We start from the raw sequence: 15,432 nt of genomic DNA, 5'->3' as shown, positions 1-15,432 counted from the left end.
TTATTTGCTTACTTTATCTTCCTTCTCTCCTTTATCAACAATCAATCTTCCATCTCTATTGGCTATTTCCCAAGCGGTGTAAAAAACTAATTTTGTTCTTTTGGTCATCAATTCGAATTCAATTTTATCAACTGTATCCGTTGGTTTATGATAATCTGGATGAGATCCAGTTGTATAAAAAATTACCGGAATTCCATTTTTAGCAAAATTCCAATGATCTGAACGATAATAAATACGTTCTGGATGTCCTTCATCATTATACGTATAGTCTAAATATAAATCAGTGTACTTTTTATTCGCTCTTTCGCTGATTTCATGTAGTTCTGAAGATAATTTATCTGACCCTACCAAACTTACATATTCCTTTCCAACAATTTCATCTCTATCATCTACCCTACCAATCATATCTATATTTAAATCGGCAACTGTATTTTCTAATGGAAAAATTGGATTGTCTGCATAATACTCAGATCCTAGCAATCCTTTCTCTTCGGCAGTTACAGTCATAAACAAGATACTTCTTCTTGGGCCATTTCCATCTGCTTTTGCTTTTGCAAAGGCTTCTGCAATATCCATTACAGCAACCGTACCTGAACCGTCATCATCGGCTCCATTATAAATTTCGCCATTTTTAATTCCTTCATGATCATAGTGAGATGTCAACACCAACAATTCATCTTTTAAATCTGTCCCTTCTAAATAACCTAATACATTTTCAGATATAATCTTTTTAGAAGCATAATCGATTTTATAAGAAATCGAACTTTCCTTTAATTTCTTGTAGGCATTTTTCTTCCCTCCTTTGTTTGAAGCAATCGCCTTTTGAAGTTTATCAAAAGTAGTTTCGAACATAGCCGCCCCATGTGCTGGACTAATAAATACAATTCCTGCAATTTCAGCACCATCTCCTTTATCTAAACCAATGGATTCTCTGTCAAAATAATTTTTGTATTTATTATAGTAATCGCTATGCTCCTCTTCGTTATTCGCATAGATTACAAATAGCATTTTCCCTCCGTTCTTCTGAACATACTCTAATGCTGATTGTCTTGTATTTCTATCGGTAGTATTAATTAAAACCGTTTTACCTTTAATATCTAATCCTTTTAACTCCTCTGTAGAACCAGCACCTCCGAAAACAACATTAGTCGTTAATTCTTCAATATTATATGCAGGACCATAATATAAAAAGTCTTCAAGATTTTTAATTTGAGTATCTCCAAATTTGATGTAGATATCACCAGGCTTCGAAGTTTTTAATGGGACATTTTGATAATACCCATTTCCCGCTTCTGCTGGACCTTCTAAACCTAATTCCTCAAAATGAGTTTTAATGTAGGCGGCTGCCATTTTTTGACCACGTTTTCCAGTTTCTCTTCCTTCTAAAGCATCAGAAGCTAAAATGGTTAAGTCTTCTTTTAAATCTTCAATGGTAATTGTGTTCGCGTACTTTACCGCAGTATCAATTTCAGTTGTTTTTTCTGCAGTTTGAGCAAATGTCAACCCCGCTAAAAGCATGGCAGACAGCGTGCTAATTTTCTTCATGTAGTAGTCTTATTTGAATTAAGAGTATGTGTTTTAACACATTCGAGCAAATGTAGGATTTCACTTTGTTAAAAAGTGTTAAAATATGTTAAATAAAAGTTGGAATCTACACGATTTCAGCAGATAAGCCTAAGGAAAGTAATTTAGTACATCTAGGCTTAAGGAAATCATACTCACCTGTTTTAACAGTGCATTTACCTTTGTAGTGAACTAATATTGTGCACTGTTCTGCTTGTTCAGCAGTATGTTCGCAAACTGAAATTAAGGATTCAATTACAAAGTCAAAGGTGTTTACATCGTCATTATGAAGTACAATTTCATACTTACGTGTTTCTTGCTCTAAAACATCAACTTCTTCTTGGATCTTTTCTTTCGAACTCATATTATCGTCTACATTTTAAGGCTACCCAATTATTTCTTTCAATTACTTTTTCCACTTTTAAATCAAATTTAGAAATTTCTGATTCAATTACAGGAATATCCCCTTTATAAAAGCCACTCAACAATAACGTTCCACTTTGTTCTAAACACCCCACATATGTATCCATGTCGCTCATAAGAATATTTCTGTTGATGTTTGCAATGATAACATCATACACTTCTTTTCGCTTTCGCAATACTTCGGCATCACCTTCCCAAATAGTAATATGTTTGGCATTATTCCGATCTACGTTTTCTATCGAATTTAAATAACACCAATTATCTATATCAATTGCGTCTATTGGCTGGGCACCTTTCATCTCTGCAAAAATGGCTAATATACCTGTTCCACAACCCATGTCTAGCGTTTTCTTCCCAGTAAGATCCATAGCATTTAAATGCTGAACCATCATATGGGTCGTTTCATGATGTCCTGTACCAAAACTCATTTTTGGCTCTATTACAATATCGTATTGCAGTTTTGGATCTTCATGAAAAGGAGCTCTTATACTTACAATTCCATCTACCTGAATCGCCTCAAAATTTTTCTCCCACTCACTATTCCAGTTCGCTTGAGCAATTTCTTCTATTTCATAAGAAATCTTGAATTCGTCATTATTTAAAACAAAAATGGCATCTAAAATATGTTCATTCCATTCTTCCTTTTGAATAAAAGCCTGAAATCCAACTTCGGTATCCACAAAACTTTCAAAACCAGCATAACCCAATTCGGCAATTAATATCTCCGATGCAGGCTCCTTAGGCTCTACTTTAAAGTTGTACGAAATATAAACCATTCTTATTTTTTTATAAACACCACTCAATTGTAAAAACTGCAATTGAGTGGATTTTTATTGTTTTAAATTGCCTTGATGATTGCTCCAAAATCTTCAGACTTTAAAGCCGCACCGCCTATTAATCCTCCATCCACATCTGGCTTTGAGAAAATCTCTTCTGCATTTGCAGGCTTTACACTTCCTCCGTATAAAATAGAAACACTATCAGCAATACCACTATCGTATTGTTTCTCTACAATACTTCTAATAAATGCGTGCATTTCTTGTGCTTGCTCTGCACTAGCAGTTTCACCAGTTCCAATAGCCCAAACTGGCTCATAAGCCAATACAATATTTTTCCAAGCCGAAGCTTCTAAATGAAACAAGCCATTTTTAACTTGACTTCCTACTACATTAAAATGATTGCCAGATTTTCTGTCTTCTAACTCCTCTCCAAAACAAAAAATAACTTCCAAATTATTCTTTAAAGCAGCATCAACTTTACTCGCAAGTAACGCATCATCTTCACCAAAATAAGCTCTACGCTCAGAATGACCAAGAATTACAGAGTTCAACCCAATCCCTTTTAACATTTCTCCAGAAATCTCTCCAGTGTAAGCTCCAGATTCTGCTTGATGCATATTTTGAGCTGCAACTTCAATAACAGAACCTTCAACAGTTTCGCTAACTCCAGTTAAATTAACAAATGTAGGCGCTACAATAACTCTTGTATTTTCCAAAGTCAATCCACTAACTACTGTTTTTAACTCATTTGCTAATTCCTTAGACTCATTTAAAGTTTTATTCATTTTCCAGTTTCCTGCTACTATTTTTGATCTCATCTTAATCTTCTTTAATTAATTGTGTTGGTTGTTTTGTTCATTTTTAAATGAAATGCAAAGATATTGATAAAAAAATTCCTACACCCCTATTTCACACTAGTTCTAATCATTATTAGTAAATCAGAAAAAAACCAGCCCTTTCATTCTGAAGTTAATAACAAATCAACCATATTTAATTAGTAACTTTGCACAACCTTTTTTTTATCTCGAAATGACAAGACTAGAGCTCGTTGAGCAAATTAAGCAAAAGCAATCTTTTTTATGTATAGGATTGGATGTTGATTTAACCAAAATTCCAACTCATTTACTAGAATTAGAAGATCCAATTTTCGAATTTAACAAGCAAATTATTGATGCCACACATCAATTAGCAGTGGCTTATAAACCCAACACAGCTTTTTACGAAGCCTACGGTTTGAAAGGATGGAAATCATTAGAAAAAACGATTGACTACTTAAACGAGAATTACCCTGAAATTTTCACCATTGCTGATGCAAAACGTGGAGATATTGGAAATACCTCTACTATGTATGCAAAGGCATTTTTTGAAGATTTAGACTTTGATTCTGTTACCGTTGCCCCATATATGGGAAGTGATTCTGTTGAGCCTTTTTTAGCATTTAATAATAAGTTTACGATTATGCTAGCCTTAACATCGAACAAAGGTGGCTTGGATTTTCAAGGATTAGAAACCGAAAAAGACACATTGTATAAAGAAGTATTAAAAACTTCTTTAACTTGGAAAAACAACGAGCAGTTAATGTTTGTGGTTGGAGCAACTAAAGCAGAGTACTTTAAAGGAATTAGAGATATTGTACCGAATCATTTTTTATTAGTTCCGGGTGTTGGTGCCCAAGGTGGAAACTTACATGACGTATGTAAATATGGATTGAATGATGATGTTGGGTTACTAATCAACTCATCAAGAGGAATTATATATGCAGGCAATGATGAAAATTTTGCAACGACGGCCAAAGAAAAAGCCCTAGAACTACAACAAGAAATGAAAGAAATTCTTGAATCTAAATAAGAAAAGCCCAGCATTGCTGGGCTTTTTTATACTATTTATACAACTTACAAACCAAGTACTTCCGTTCCTTGTTCAAAGATTACATCTACAGGAATATTCGCTTCTTTTAATCGATCTAAGTCCGCTTCTAATTCTTTAGAAATCCTACCCTTTTCAGCAACTAACTTAGCAACTCCATTATAATCTCCATTACCTTGCAAAGTTAGAATCATTGTAGATAATTCTGTCATTGCAAGTTCCATTTTATCGAAATTTACTTTAAAAGTTCCATCATCGTTTTTAGAAAACGCTCCTTTTTCTTTAAAGAAATTAAATCGAATCATGTTGGCTTTTCCATGTGCAGAAGAAGCACCAAAACGTACTGATCTAAAAATACCGGCTAAAAACGTAACCATATTATCTTTGATGTCGTTTGTTAATTCTCCTTTTGTATTCAATTGCTGAATCATGTACAAGCCTAAAATATCTGCTTTTCCTTCTTCCAATGCGCTGGCGTGTTCTTTTAAAGATGTTCTAACAGTTCCTTTGCCATTTATGGTATTTTTTATCCCCAAACCATGTGCTACTTCATGAAACATAGTATTTGCAAAAAACGCATCGAACGTTATATGCTTGCGTTGACTTTCATCTATTAAAACTTCAGAAATAGGTACTAAAATCTTGTCAAATTTAGCCTGCATGGCATTTTTCAACTGCAATCTTCTAGTTCCTTTTTTTAACTGAACCTCTTCATCATTTGGTAAATTAATAGCGATGGTTTTACTTCCAGCATTACAATCACCTGCATAATAAACTACATCATATGCATTCAAATCAGAATCTGTTCCTGGAACTTCATTCTTATAATTTTGATCAACAGGTAATCCTCTCTGTAACTCTGGCAAATATTTACTAAACTTTGCTAATTTCTTACTCCATTCTTGATCTTTTATTAACACATAACCTTCATGGGCCGCTTTATTTCCATACAATTGATCTTCATACGTCTCAATTGGTCCTATTACAATATCCAAAGTATTTGTTTTCATATCCATCCAAGCTAAATCACTTTGTTGATATTCATCATTTAGTACCGCTGCAGCCCTTAACTCGAGATATTTTTTTAAACCGGTATCATCAGCAAGCGCAGAAGCCTCTAATAATAACTCTGAAACCTGTTTTACTTCATCCTTAAACTGTTCATAAAAAGGAACCGTATACAAATCTCCATTCTCATTTCTACGGACAAACGTGTAGAGGCTTTCCTTATTTTCTAAATTGGACTTTTCAAACTCATCTTTTGTCATGTCACTTGGATAATAATTTGCCCCTAAAGGTTTATCACCATAACTTTCAACAAATGACTTGTTACCATTTAACCTATCCCATGGACCGTAATTTATACTTATAAATTTCTTTGTTTCATCATCTCTTAACTTTGTAAATAATTCAAGTTTATCTCCATAAGCTTCGTACCAAAACAAATCATTCATTATTGCTGCGGCCTCAATTAATAATGGAATCATTTTACGTTCTTTTTCGGTCAACTTTGACAAATCACTCATCAGTTTAACCGAAACATATTTATCTAAGTTTTGCTGCATTTCTGAAGTGTTTTTTTCTATTGTTACTTGCTTAATAGGTTTTCTAGACGCGTCTTTAGGTTTGCAAGAAACCACTACCAAAAGGACCAATGCGTATGTTAATTTATTCATAATTAATTCTTAAAAAAATTAAAATATCCATTTCAAAGTTAAACCTTTTTAAAGTGTGAAGGTCAAAACTACAAACAAAATTAAATTAGAAATCATGAAAAAAGTAGTATTTATTTTAGTCGCATTTATTTCCATTCAAACATTTGCTCAAAAAGAACGAGCTCATAAGAAAAGTGATTTATCTCCAGAACAAATGGCAACGCTTAGAGCAAAACAAATGACACTTGATCTAGACTTGAATGAGAAACAGCAAGAACAGGTTATGGCACTTACTCTTAAAAATGTTGAAGAGTTAAAAAAGATGAAAGGAGAACGGAAAGAACTAAGTGAGCAGGAAAAATATGAATTAAAGAATAAAATGTTAGATAATCAGATTGCTGTTAAAAAAGAGATGAAAAACATTCTAAACGAAGAGCAATATGAAAAATGGCAAAAAATGAGAAATCAACGTGCTAAAAAGATGAAGCAAAAGAAAATGCAACATCATAAAAAACAAAAAGGCAAAGAAAAAACTGAAAAGCATTAAACAAAAAGAGCATCTAATAGATGCTCTTTTTTTATTTATTTACAATCAATTCCTGACCTATTGACAATGTATTATCTAAGAGTCTATTCCAATCCTTTAACTGAGTAACCGTCACTTTATGTTTTTTGGCTAAACCGTATAAGGTATCTCCTTTTTTTACTGTAATGAGTTTTTCTTTTCTATCATTCTGCTTTCTCTTCTTTTGTTCCTTTACTAAGAGCATTTGACCAACCGAAAGATTATTACTCTTTAAGTTATTCATCTTTTTAAGTTCGTCAATTGTTAAACCAAAACGTTTTGAAATTGAATATAAAGATTCACCGTATTGGACTTCAATAGTTCCTTTTGATGAAACCTTTGAAGGGGTAACAACATATTCTTCCTTCTTTACTCTTTTTCTTTTCTTTTTACCAAGAACCAGGTCGTCGTAATCGTACAACTCATGTGTTTCTATAATACTGATTAATTTTTGCGGGTAAGACTTATCCGTTGCATACCCCGCTTTTTTTAATCCTTTCGCCCAACCTTTATAATCAGTTATTTTTAATTCAAATAAACCGGCATATCTTTTTCTTTCTGCTAAAAACAATGAATGGTCTCTAAACGATTTTTCCGGATGTTTATAAACTCTAAAACACTCACCTTTTTCATCATCGTCATGATAGGTTTTACCACCTGTCCATCCTTTGTGACATTTAATTCCAAAATGATTATTAGATCTTGTGGTTAACTGACTTTGTCCACTTCGAGATTCTAACACTCCTTGCGCTAGGGTAATACTCGCCGGAATTTTATAACGTCTCATTTCTTCCATAGCAATCTCAGAATACTTTGCTATATAAGCGCCTTTAGCATCTTTATAAGTAACCTTTTTTTTCGTTTTTGGTTGCTCCTTTTTTGGTGTAAATTTAGATTCAACTTCTTTTTTCTCAACTTTATTTTTTGAATTTTCATTCACAACCCTCTTTCGAGAACTACAACTTGCAACCAGAAATGCTGCAAAAACGATTAGCGTAATTTTAAATTTCATTGAGGTTTGGAGTATTTATCTAATTATCAAACTATTATTTTTCTTTAAAATTGTATTTATTCCATCTATTCCTTGCAATCCGCCTGTGTGGATTGCTAAAATCTTAGAACCTTTTGCAAAATATCCTTTCTTTATTAAATCTACAATTCCAAACACCATTTTTCCAGTATAAATTGGGTCCAACTGAATATTTGTTTCTTTCTTAAAATTATTAATAAACCGAATTAACGGCTCAGATGTCTTTGCATACCCTCCAAAATGATAGTCTGAAATTAACTTCCATTTCGTTTTATTTGTAATATATGGTTGAATTTCCTTCTCTAAAAAATCACCTTTCAAAGCTGGAAACCCAATTATGTCTTGATGCTTTTTTGCAGTATTAATCAAACCTGAAATTGTTCCTCCAGTGCCAACTGCGGTACAAATTGTATCAAAGTTTTGTGTGCAACTATCTAAAATTTCTTCACAACCTTTCACTGCGAACTTATTTGTTCCGCCTTCAGGAACATTATAAAACGTACCGAACTTATTTTCTAAACCTTTCAAAAATTCTTTCGAATGCTTTAACTTGTAATCACTTCTCGATACAAAATGAAAAATCATGCCACTATCGTGTGCAAATTTTAAGGTCTTGTTATTTGCCAGCGTCTTATTTAAATCTACCCCTAATTCTTCTCCTCTAATGACACCAATTGTCTTAACTCCATGAATTCTTCCTGCTGCAGCGGTTGCTACAATATGGTTAGAATATGCGCCACCATAGGTTAGAATTGTACTATGGTTTTCTTTTAAGGCTTGCTGAATGTTAAATTTTAACTTTCGGAATTTGTTGCCAGATATTTCTGGGTGAATAAGGTCTTCTCTTTTAACAGATAAAGAAACCTCCAATTTTTCGATTTCAGAAAACTGAACCTTTTGAATTACACTATTTAAAACATTAGGCATTCACAAGATCTTCTAATTCAGACCAATCTTCCATCAAAACATCTAACCTATCTTTTTTAGCTTGGTAATTCGAATAAAAATCTGGGTCGTTAGAAACGGCTTCAAAATCCTCCGCTATTTTGGCATCTAATGTTATTATTTCTTTTTCCAAAGTTGCTATTTCCGTTTCTACTTTAGACAATTTATTTTGTAGTTTCTTTTTTTCCTTGTCATTTTGACGTGATTCTTTTGAGCTAGAAGTTGTTTCTTTTTTTGCTTCAACAATTACCGTTCTTTTTTCTGCTTCACGTAAATTTTCCATTTTATGCTGCTCTAAGAAATAATCAATATCTCCTAAATACTCTTTAATTTCTTTATCCTTAAAACCATATACCGTGGTTGTTAAGCCTTGTAAAAAATCACGATCGTGAGATACCACGATTAAAGTCCCTTCAAAATCTTTTAGCGCCTTTTTTAATACATTCTTAGATGCGATATCTAAATGGTTTGTGGGTTCATCCATTATTAAAGTATTAATTGGCTGTAACAACAATTTGCACAATGCCAATCTATTTCTTTCTCCACCTGATAGCACTTTCGCTTTTTTATCTACATCATCACCTCCAAATAAAAATGCCCCCAACATATCTCTAACTTTAACCCTGTTAGAATCAGTTGCTGCATCTTCCATTATTTGTAAAACTGTTTTCTCACCATCTAAATATTCAGATTGATTCTGTGCAAAATAACCTACTTGAACATTATGCCCCAACTTCATATTTCCTTCAAAAGGAATTTCTCCGACCATCATTTTAGCCAAGGTAGATTTACCTTGTCCATTTTGACCGACAAAGGCAATTTTACTCCCACGTTCAATCAATAAATCTACATTCTGAAGCACCTGTTTTTCTTCGTAATTCTTAGCTAAATCAGAGGCCTCAACTATAATTTTACCAGGCTGAATTGAAAGCGGAAAACGAACATTCATAACGGCAGTATCCTCAATATCTACTTCAATACGTTCTACTTTATCCAATTTCTTAATTAAAGATTGCGCCATAGATGCCTTATTGGCTTTCGCTCTAAACTTGTTAATCAATTGTTCGGTTTGCTTAATTTCCTTTTCCTGATTTTTTTGAGCCTGTAACTGCTTTTCTCTAATCTCTCCTCTTAAGGCAAGATATTGCGTATATGGTTTTTTAAAATCATAAATCTGACCTAAGGAAATCTCAATCGTTCGGTTAGTAACATTATCTAAGAACATTCTATCATGCGACACCAATACCACAGCGCCAGCATAATTTTTCAAGAAACCTTCTAACCAAATAATTGATTCAATATCTAAATGGTTTGTAGGCTCATCAAGCAACAATATGTCATTATTTTGAAGTAAGAGTTTTGCCAATTCAATACGCATACGCCAACCTCCTGAAAAAGTATCTGTAAGTTTGTCGAAATCCTCTCTTTTAAATCCAAGCCCCTGCAAAATTTTCTCAGTATCTCCTTGGTAATTATACCCTCCTAGCACTTCATAACGATGTGTAAAATCCGTTAAATCATTAATCAATTCTGTATATGAATCACTTTCATAATCAGTTCGTTCAACTAATTCCTTATTGATCTTTTCTAATTTTCGTTCAATTTCTTTAATTTCTGTAAACGCTTCATAAGCCTCTTCAAGAATTGTCCTACCTTGAACAAAATCAATATCTTGACGTAAAAACCCAATTCTAACATCTTTTTCAAATGCCATTGAACCTCCATCATATTCAATATCCCCAGATATTACTTTTAAAAGTGTCGATTTTCCCGCCCCATTTTTCCCAACAAGACCTACTCTATTTCCACCATTTAACCTAAAAGTGATTCCTGAAAACAAGTCCTCTCCCGAAAACGATACTGTGATATTATGAATGTTTAACATGAATTTGTATATATAAAAACTAAAAATTTTACATTTGCAAAAGTAATCTATTTTTTGATTTTATGCTGCTAAGAAAAGGCTCCAAACTCTATAGTATTTTTAAGAATAAATGTCCGAGATGCCAAGAAGGCGATTTTTTTGAATCGACTAGTTTTTTTAAGGTAAAGAAACTTTTAAAACTTCATAAACACTGTTCTCATTGTAATTTAAAATACATGATGGAACCCTCTTTTTACTATGGAGCTATGTACGTAAATTATGGCTTAACCGTAGCGGTTTCTGTTTTGACTTTTATTATTTCTTTTTTAGTTTTTAATCTTGATTTATTACAGAGTTTTATAGCGATAGTCATTGTATTAATTTTTACTGTATTGCATACCGTACGATTATCAAGAATTATTTGGATTAATCTTTTTGTTAAGTATCGTAAAGATGAAGTGGAGGAACAAAAAACTAGTTCTTAAAACGAGTAATGTTTATTTCTTCACGCAGTGGCTCGCCGTTCTCTAGATAATTATACAACTCCTCAGATACCGTAGGAGCAATCATAACACCTCGTGTTCCTAACCCATTTAAAACAGCCAATTCTTTGTGTTCTGGATGAACTCCTACTAACGGTCTTCGATCTTTTACAGTCGGCCTTATTCCTGCTACATGATCTACAACTTCGAAAGGAACACCAATAATTTTTGATAATTTTTCAATCAACTCAGTCTTTCCTTCTTCTGTTGGAAGGTTCGTTTTATCATCCCAATTAAAAGTTGCACCAACTTTGTATAAATCATTACCCAAAGGCATTATAAAAACCCCTGACTTTAAAATAAAATCAATATTTAATTCAGATGAGTTAATGGTAATTAGTTCTCCTTTTACTTCATTAAGCGGTAAGTCTTTGAAATAAGGATTTAATCTGATTCCGTAACCTTCACTAAACACAACGGTTTTAGCCTTAATACCTTTATAGACAACAAAATTTACATTCAATTCAATATTGTTGTAATCAAAACTTTCTTCTTTTAACTTGCCATTGCTTTGTAAAAAGTGTTTATAGTCTAAAAGTAATTGTTTTGCATCAATTCTTCCAGCACCTATAACTTCACCATAACCATAAGGGGATGATATTCCGTTATATGTTTCATTAATTACTTTTGGCTCCAAGTATTTTGACAAAACTGGATGGTCACATTTTGCAAACCAATTATTTTGTTCTTCTATAGAAGTAAACAAACGGTGCAAGCTTATTTTATGGTCATATACCGTATTGAAGTTTTGCTCCAACTCTTGGTAAAATGGCAAGGCTTTTTCTATTTGATCATGACCTTCCCAAACTGGGGTAAACCTTTTTAAAATAACAGGGTTATACATACCTCCTGCAACCTTAGATGAGTTCTGAGAATTGTTTTCATACACAACAAACGACTTGTTATTTTTCTCTAATTGACGTGCAAAAGACAGCCCTGCAAGCCCTAACCCAACTATTATATAATCTACTTCCTTCATCAATTAAATATTCGTCAAAAATAGAAATAAAAAAACTCCCGTATTGCTACGAGAGTTTCTTTTATACTACTAAATGTTTTAGTAATTCCAAATATCTAATTCTTTATCCCTAATATTTTCACGAATTTTGTCTGATTCTAGAACTTGGAATAAAGAGTTTCCTCTAACATAATGAGAAACATCTCTGTTACCGTACAAATTCTCTTCTCTATAAATAATGGCATTAAATCTTTTGGCGTTTAACAAGTGATCATATGAAATAGGATATGCAGAATTTTTTTGGTTAAACACCTTCATGTCATATAAATTCTGTCTTGCACCTGGATACCAAACCCAAAACAATGCAAGTTTTTCATCTACGGTCTGCACATCACTTCTGTTCTTTGTTTGAACATCTGGAGCAACTGGAGCAATTGCTAGTAATCTATATTTCATTTCTCCTTGACGCTTGTCTATATACCAAACTCCTTTTATTTTAAACCCTTCAATATCTCCGGGATTAATCTCTGTTCTATTGATAAATTCTTCAATATTTGATTCTCCTTGATTCAATGCTCTTTTACCAGCATCAGTAGTATCAATACGGAACAGTTTGGCTTCTATTTCTTTCTTTGTTAATTTACTAGTAAAATACGTATCATCATACACTTCAGTAATTTGATCATCCATTATACCATCTAACAAGGTTTTAAAAAGTGACTTTCTATTTTTAGAAGTACTATTTTCATGAATAGGGTAATAGAACGGTAAATTGATTCTTTCATTTAAATCAATATATTCCCACACTACTTTAGACCACATCATATCTCTATCATCAACATAACCATACTCCATTGGCTTATCGTTATCTGCAGCCAATTGCTGTGCAGTCTTAACGCCAACCTGATCAGGTGTTGTGGCATTTAACAAATTTGATTGTGCCTTTACAACAAACATTGAAAAGACTCCCACAAATCCTAAAATTAAACTTTTCCTATTCATAATTCCTTTAATTATTGTATTTCAATATTCACAGGTGACGCATCCGGAACTCTCAATCCGCTTACACCAACAATACTTGATTTTACATCAAATATATTTATCACATCTCCAACTCTTGCTCTGTTTACTGCTGTTTGAGCCTGTGTATTCAATTTATTCCCATTCACCGTTATTGTCGCTTGACCTGGAACTTTTATTTTAAAACTTTGAATATTAAAATCCAAGTCGAATAAAAAGTCTGGCAATTCCACGCGAACCGTAGTTTTTAATAAACTAGACTTCGCCATAGAGACCATTCCTGACTCCCTTCTTACAGTAGCCATCGGTTTCGGTATATCTTTAATTCTATATACTTTTGAACTTGACATTGGAGACCCATCAGGTAAACTAGCCGTTACATTAATTCTTATTTCTTTCCCCGTACCTGGCACCATTATATATTTTCCAATTCCACTCGCTTTACGCAATCCTGCGGCTTTCGCATTTACTTTATTATCTGCAACACCTGGTACCGAAATTGTCATTGGGTTTTGTAAGCCCCTGTATACTACATTCATTTTATCTGCAGCAATTACTGCATCATTTGGTTTGGCAACAACAGCATATTTCGTGTCAATTGGAATTTCAACTGGTTTCCCATCTTGCATAAAAACAAACTTTCCTTTAATGTCGTTTTCTCCAACATTACCCGCAGGAAAATTCATAACTGCTCCACCACCTTCAAATTTAGTAACTGGTCTTCCGTTCACAACTACTTCAGATGGCATTAAAGTCGCATCATAACGTCCTAAAACAATTTCTCCTGTTACGTTCTCTCCTGGAAAGAAAGAAGGCTTTGTTGGAATAAAAATTGTTTGATACGTACTAGCACTAATTCCCGCATCTGCAGCTAATTGGCCGCGCAACATTGTATTTAAAATATTTCTTTCCGCAGAACGAATATCCGTTTGCATTAAAGATAATTTTGTCATAGAAGCAACTGATGGGAAGCCAACAAAAGTATGGTCAATCCAATTTTTTGCCTGAGACACACCATCCTTACTAGGTACATCATCAGTATCAAAATGTTCTAAAATAGATGTTGAAACTTCAGGATATTCATCACCCAATACAGCAACTACACCGTTTCTATATTTTTCAATTGCATCTAAAAAGGCTTGTCCGTCTTCAGAAACTTGTCCCTTTTGATATAAGTATAAATCTAATGTTTCAGATTTATCCATCTCTTCATAATTCTCTTTCTTCTCTTCTGGAATATCAACAAGAACAACTTGTTTTACTTTCTCAATATGATCAAATAACTCCTGAGAAAGCGCCCTTACTTGTTGTGCTTTTTCATTTTCATCTCCAAACTTTTCAGCTTGTTCGCTAGCCTTTAATGCTAACCCCGCGTATTTATCCGCATTCTTATCTTTTTGCGATACGTTAAATGTTGTTAAACGCTCATTTAAATATCCAAATGCTGTAAGTACTTCTTTTGACATCTGCAATGCTAACATTGCGATAAATACCAAGTACATCAGATTAATCATCTTCTGCCTTGGTGATAGTTTTCCTCCTGCCATAATTAATTAGTTTTGTTGGTTAATAATTAAATGACTAATTAATTTTTAGACATTGCAGATAACATTCCACCGTATACTCCATTTAAAGAAGACAAGTTCGTTGCTAAGGATTCCATTTGTTCCTTTAATTTTCCTGCATTATCAGCAGTTTCTTTATTTATTTCTGCTTGCCTAGAAGCACTTTCTAACTGTACTTGATACAAACTGTTTAACGATTCCATTTGTGAAGCCGCTAAAGATAATTGCTCACTATATTTATTTGTTGCAGCAATTGAATCTACCGCAGGAGCAATATTATCAGCTGCCCCTTTAAAGTTTTGGATACTATCTCCTAAACTTTTCATTAAACCAGCATCAAGTTTTGCCTCTTGCAACATGTCGTCTAATTTTTGCGATAACATTCCTTGAACATCACCTTTCTCTTTTGCTGTACCACCAGTCAATTCTGGATATACTTTAGACCAATCTAGATCGTCTTCAACTGGTTCAAATGCAGAAATAGCAAATACCAATGCTTCTACAATCATACCAATCATTAACATTTCATTTCCAAAGTTCCAATGTAATATTTTAAATAAAGCACCTAAAATTACAATTGATGCTCCAAGCCCGTAGGCCATATTAAATAGTTTCTTAGTTGATTTTGATTGTGCCATAACTTTTCTTTTAAGGGGT

The 15,432-nt window shown here is 33.2% G+C and carries 15 protein-coding genes; 3 read left to right on the top strand and 12 right to left on the bottom strand.

What is annotated here, in order from left to right; translation table 11 throughout:
• From RM519_RS08550 to tpiA, 4 genes are all read right to left on the bottom strand, one after another.
• The gene (locus RM519_RS08550) at nucleotides 1-1,545 is read right to left on the bottom strand and encodes a M28 family metallopeptidase (RefSeq protein WP_311593285.1); all 1,545 of its coding nucleotides are present in this window, start codon (nucleotides 1,543-1,545) and stop codon (nucleotides 1-3) included.
• Between the two features lie 106 nt (nucleotides 1,546-1,651).
• The gene (locus RM519_RS08545; RefSeq protein WP_311593284.1) at nucleotides 1,652-1,927 is read right to left on the bottom strand and encodes an ATP-dependent Clp protease adaptor ClpS; all 276 of its coding nucleotides are present in this window, start codon (nucleotides 1,925-1,927) and stop codon (nucleotides 1,652-1,654) included.
• Nucleotide 1,928: 1 nt separating this feature from the next.
• Nucleotides 1,929-2,762: a 50S ribosomal protein L11 methyltransferase gene (prmA, locus tag RM519_RS08540; protein ID WP_432280181.1), complete on the bottom strand. Its 834-nt coding sequence runs from the start codon at nucleotides 2,760-2,762 to the stop codon at nucleotides 1,929-1,931.
• 62 nt (nucleotides 2,763-2,824) lie between these two features.
• The gene (gene tpiA / locus RM519_RS08535; protein WP_311593283.1) at nucleotides 2,825-3,583 is read right to left on the bottom strand and encodes a triose-phosphate isomerase; all 759 of its coding nucleotides are present in this window, start codon (nucleotides 3,581-3,583) and stop codon (nucleotides 2,825-2,827) included.
• 211 nt (nucleotides 3,584-3,794) lie between these two features.
• On the opposite strand from tpiA, the gene pyrF reads away from it, so the two are divergent.
• Nucleotides 3,795-4,613: an orotidine-5'-phosphate decarboxylase gene (pyrF, locus tag RM519_RS08530; protein WP_311593282.1), complete on the top strand. Its 819-nt coding sequence runs from the start codon at nucleotides 3,795-3,797 to the stop codon at nucleotides 4,611-4,613.
• Between the two features lie 44 nt (nucleotides 4,614-4,657).
• Here the strand turns inward: pyrF and RM519_RS08525 are convergent, their stop codons facing one another.
• The gene (locus RM519_RS08525; RefSeq protein ID WP_311593281.1) at nucleotides 4,658-6,307 is read right to left on the bottom strand and encodes a dipeptidyl-peptidase 3 family protein; all 1,650 of its coding nucleotides are present in this window, start codon (nucleotides 6,305-6,307) and stop codon (nucleotides 4,658-4,660) included.
• 94 nt (nucleotides 6,308-6,401) lie between these two features.
• Between RM519_RS08525 and RM519_RS08520 the strand changes: the two genes are divergently transcribed.
• Nucleotides 6,402-6,833, top strand: a complete 432-nt coding sequence (locus RM519_RS08520) for a DUF4890 domain-containing protein (protein ID WP_311593280.1) — start codon at nucleotides 6,402-6,404, stop codon at nucleotides 6,831-6,833.
• Nucleotides 6,834-6,864: 31 nt separating this feature from the next.
• On the opposite strand, the gene RM519_RS08515 is transcribed toward RM519_RS08520, so the two are convergent.
• The 3 genes from RM519_RS08515 to RM519_RS08505 are packed head-to-tail and all read right to left on the bottom strand — an operon-like array spanning nucleotide 6,865 to nucleotide 10,711.
• Nucleotides 6,865-7,863 carry a glucosaminidase domain-containing protein gene (locus RM519_RS08515; RefSeq protein ID WP_311593279.1) on the bottom strand — a complete coding sequence of 333 codons (999 nt, stop codon included), beginning with the start codon at nucleotides 7,861-7,863 and terminating at the stop codon, nucleotides 6,865-6,867.
• A gap of 15 nt (nucleotides 7,864-7,878) precedes the next feature.
• Nucleotides 7,879-8,808, bottom strand: coding sequence for a 1-aminocyclopropane-1-carboxylate deaminase/D-cysteine desulfhydrase (locus RM519_RS08510; RefSeq protein ID WP_311593278.1), 930 nt, complete (start codon nucleotides 8,806-8,808; stop codon nucleotides 7,879-7,881).
• Nucleotides 8,801-10,711 (bottom strand): ABC-F family ATP-binding cassette domain-containing protein, encoded by a 1,911-nt coding sequence (locus RM519_RS08505; protein WP_311593277.1) that lies wholly within the window; start codon nucleotides 10,709-10,711, stop codon nucleotides 8,801-8,803. The genes RM519_RS08510 and RM519_RS08505 overlap by 8 nt, the downstream gene beginning before the upstream one ends.
• 62 nt (nucleotides 10,712-10,773) lie before the next feature.
• Between RM519_RS08505 and RM519_RS08500 the strand changes: the two genes are divergently transcribed.
• On the top strand, nucleotides 10,774-11,175 hold the full coding sequence (locus tag RM519_RS08500; protein WP_311593276.1) for a DUF983 domain-containing protein: 402 nt from the start codon (nucleotides 10,774-10,776) through the stop codon (nucleotides 11,173-11,175).
• Here RM519_RS08500 and RM519_RS08495 read toward each other — a convergent pair.
• The 4 genes from RM519_RS08495 to porL form a co-directional block, all read right to left on the bottom strand.
• Nucleotides 11,165-12,211 (bottom strand): NAD(P)/FAD-dependent oxidoreductase, encoded by a 1,047-nt coding sequence (locus tag RM519_RS08495; protein WP_311593275.1) that lies wholly within the window; start codon nucleotides 12,209-12,211, stop codon nucleotides 11,165-11,167. The two genes, RM519_RS08500 and RM519_RS08495, sit on opposite strands and share 11 nt — an antisense overlap.
• Before the next feature lie 78 nt (nucleotides 12,212-12,289).
• Nucleotides 12,290-13,192 (bottom strand): type IX secretion system ring subunit PorN/GldN, encoded by a 903-nt coding sequence (gene porN, locus RM519_RS08490; RefSeq protein ID WP_311593274.1) that lies wholly within the window; start codon nucleotides 13,190-13,192, stop codon nucleotides 12,290-12,292.
• 11 nt (nucleotides 13,193-13,203) lie between these two features.
• Entirely contained in the window at nucleotides 13,204-14,757 is a 1,554-nt protein-coding gene (gene porM, locus RM519_RS08485; protein WP_311593273.1) for a type IX secretion system motor protein PorM/GldM, read from the bottom strand.
• 38 nt (nucleotides 14,758-14,795) lie between these two features.
• Complete coding sequence (gene porL, locus RM519_RS08480; RefSeq protein ID WP_311593272.1) at nucleotides 14,796-15,413, bottom strand: type IX secretion system motor protein PorL/GldL; 618 nt, start codon at nucleotides 15,411-15,413, stop codon at nucleotides 14,796-14,798.
• Between the last annotated feature and the right edge of the window lie 19 nt (nucleotides 15,414-15,432).

It is taken from the genome of Urechidicola vernalis (assembly GCF_031846385.1).
In the GTDB taxonomy this organism is placed as follows: domain Bacteria; phylum Bacteroidota; class Bacteroidia; order Flavobacteriales; family Flavobacteriaceae; genus Urechidicola; species Urechidicola vernalis.
This window is presented reverse-complemented; position numbering and strand designations above follow the sequence as displayed.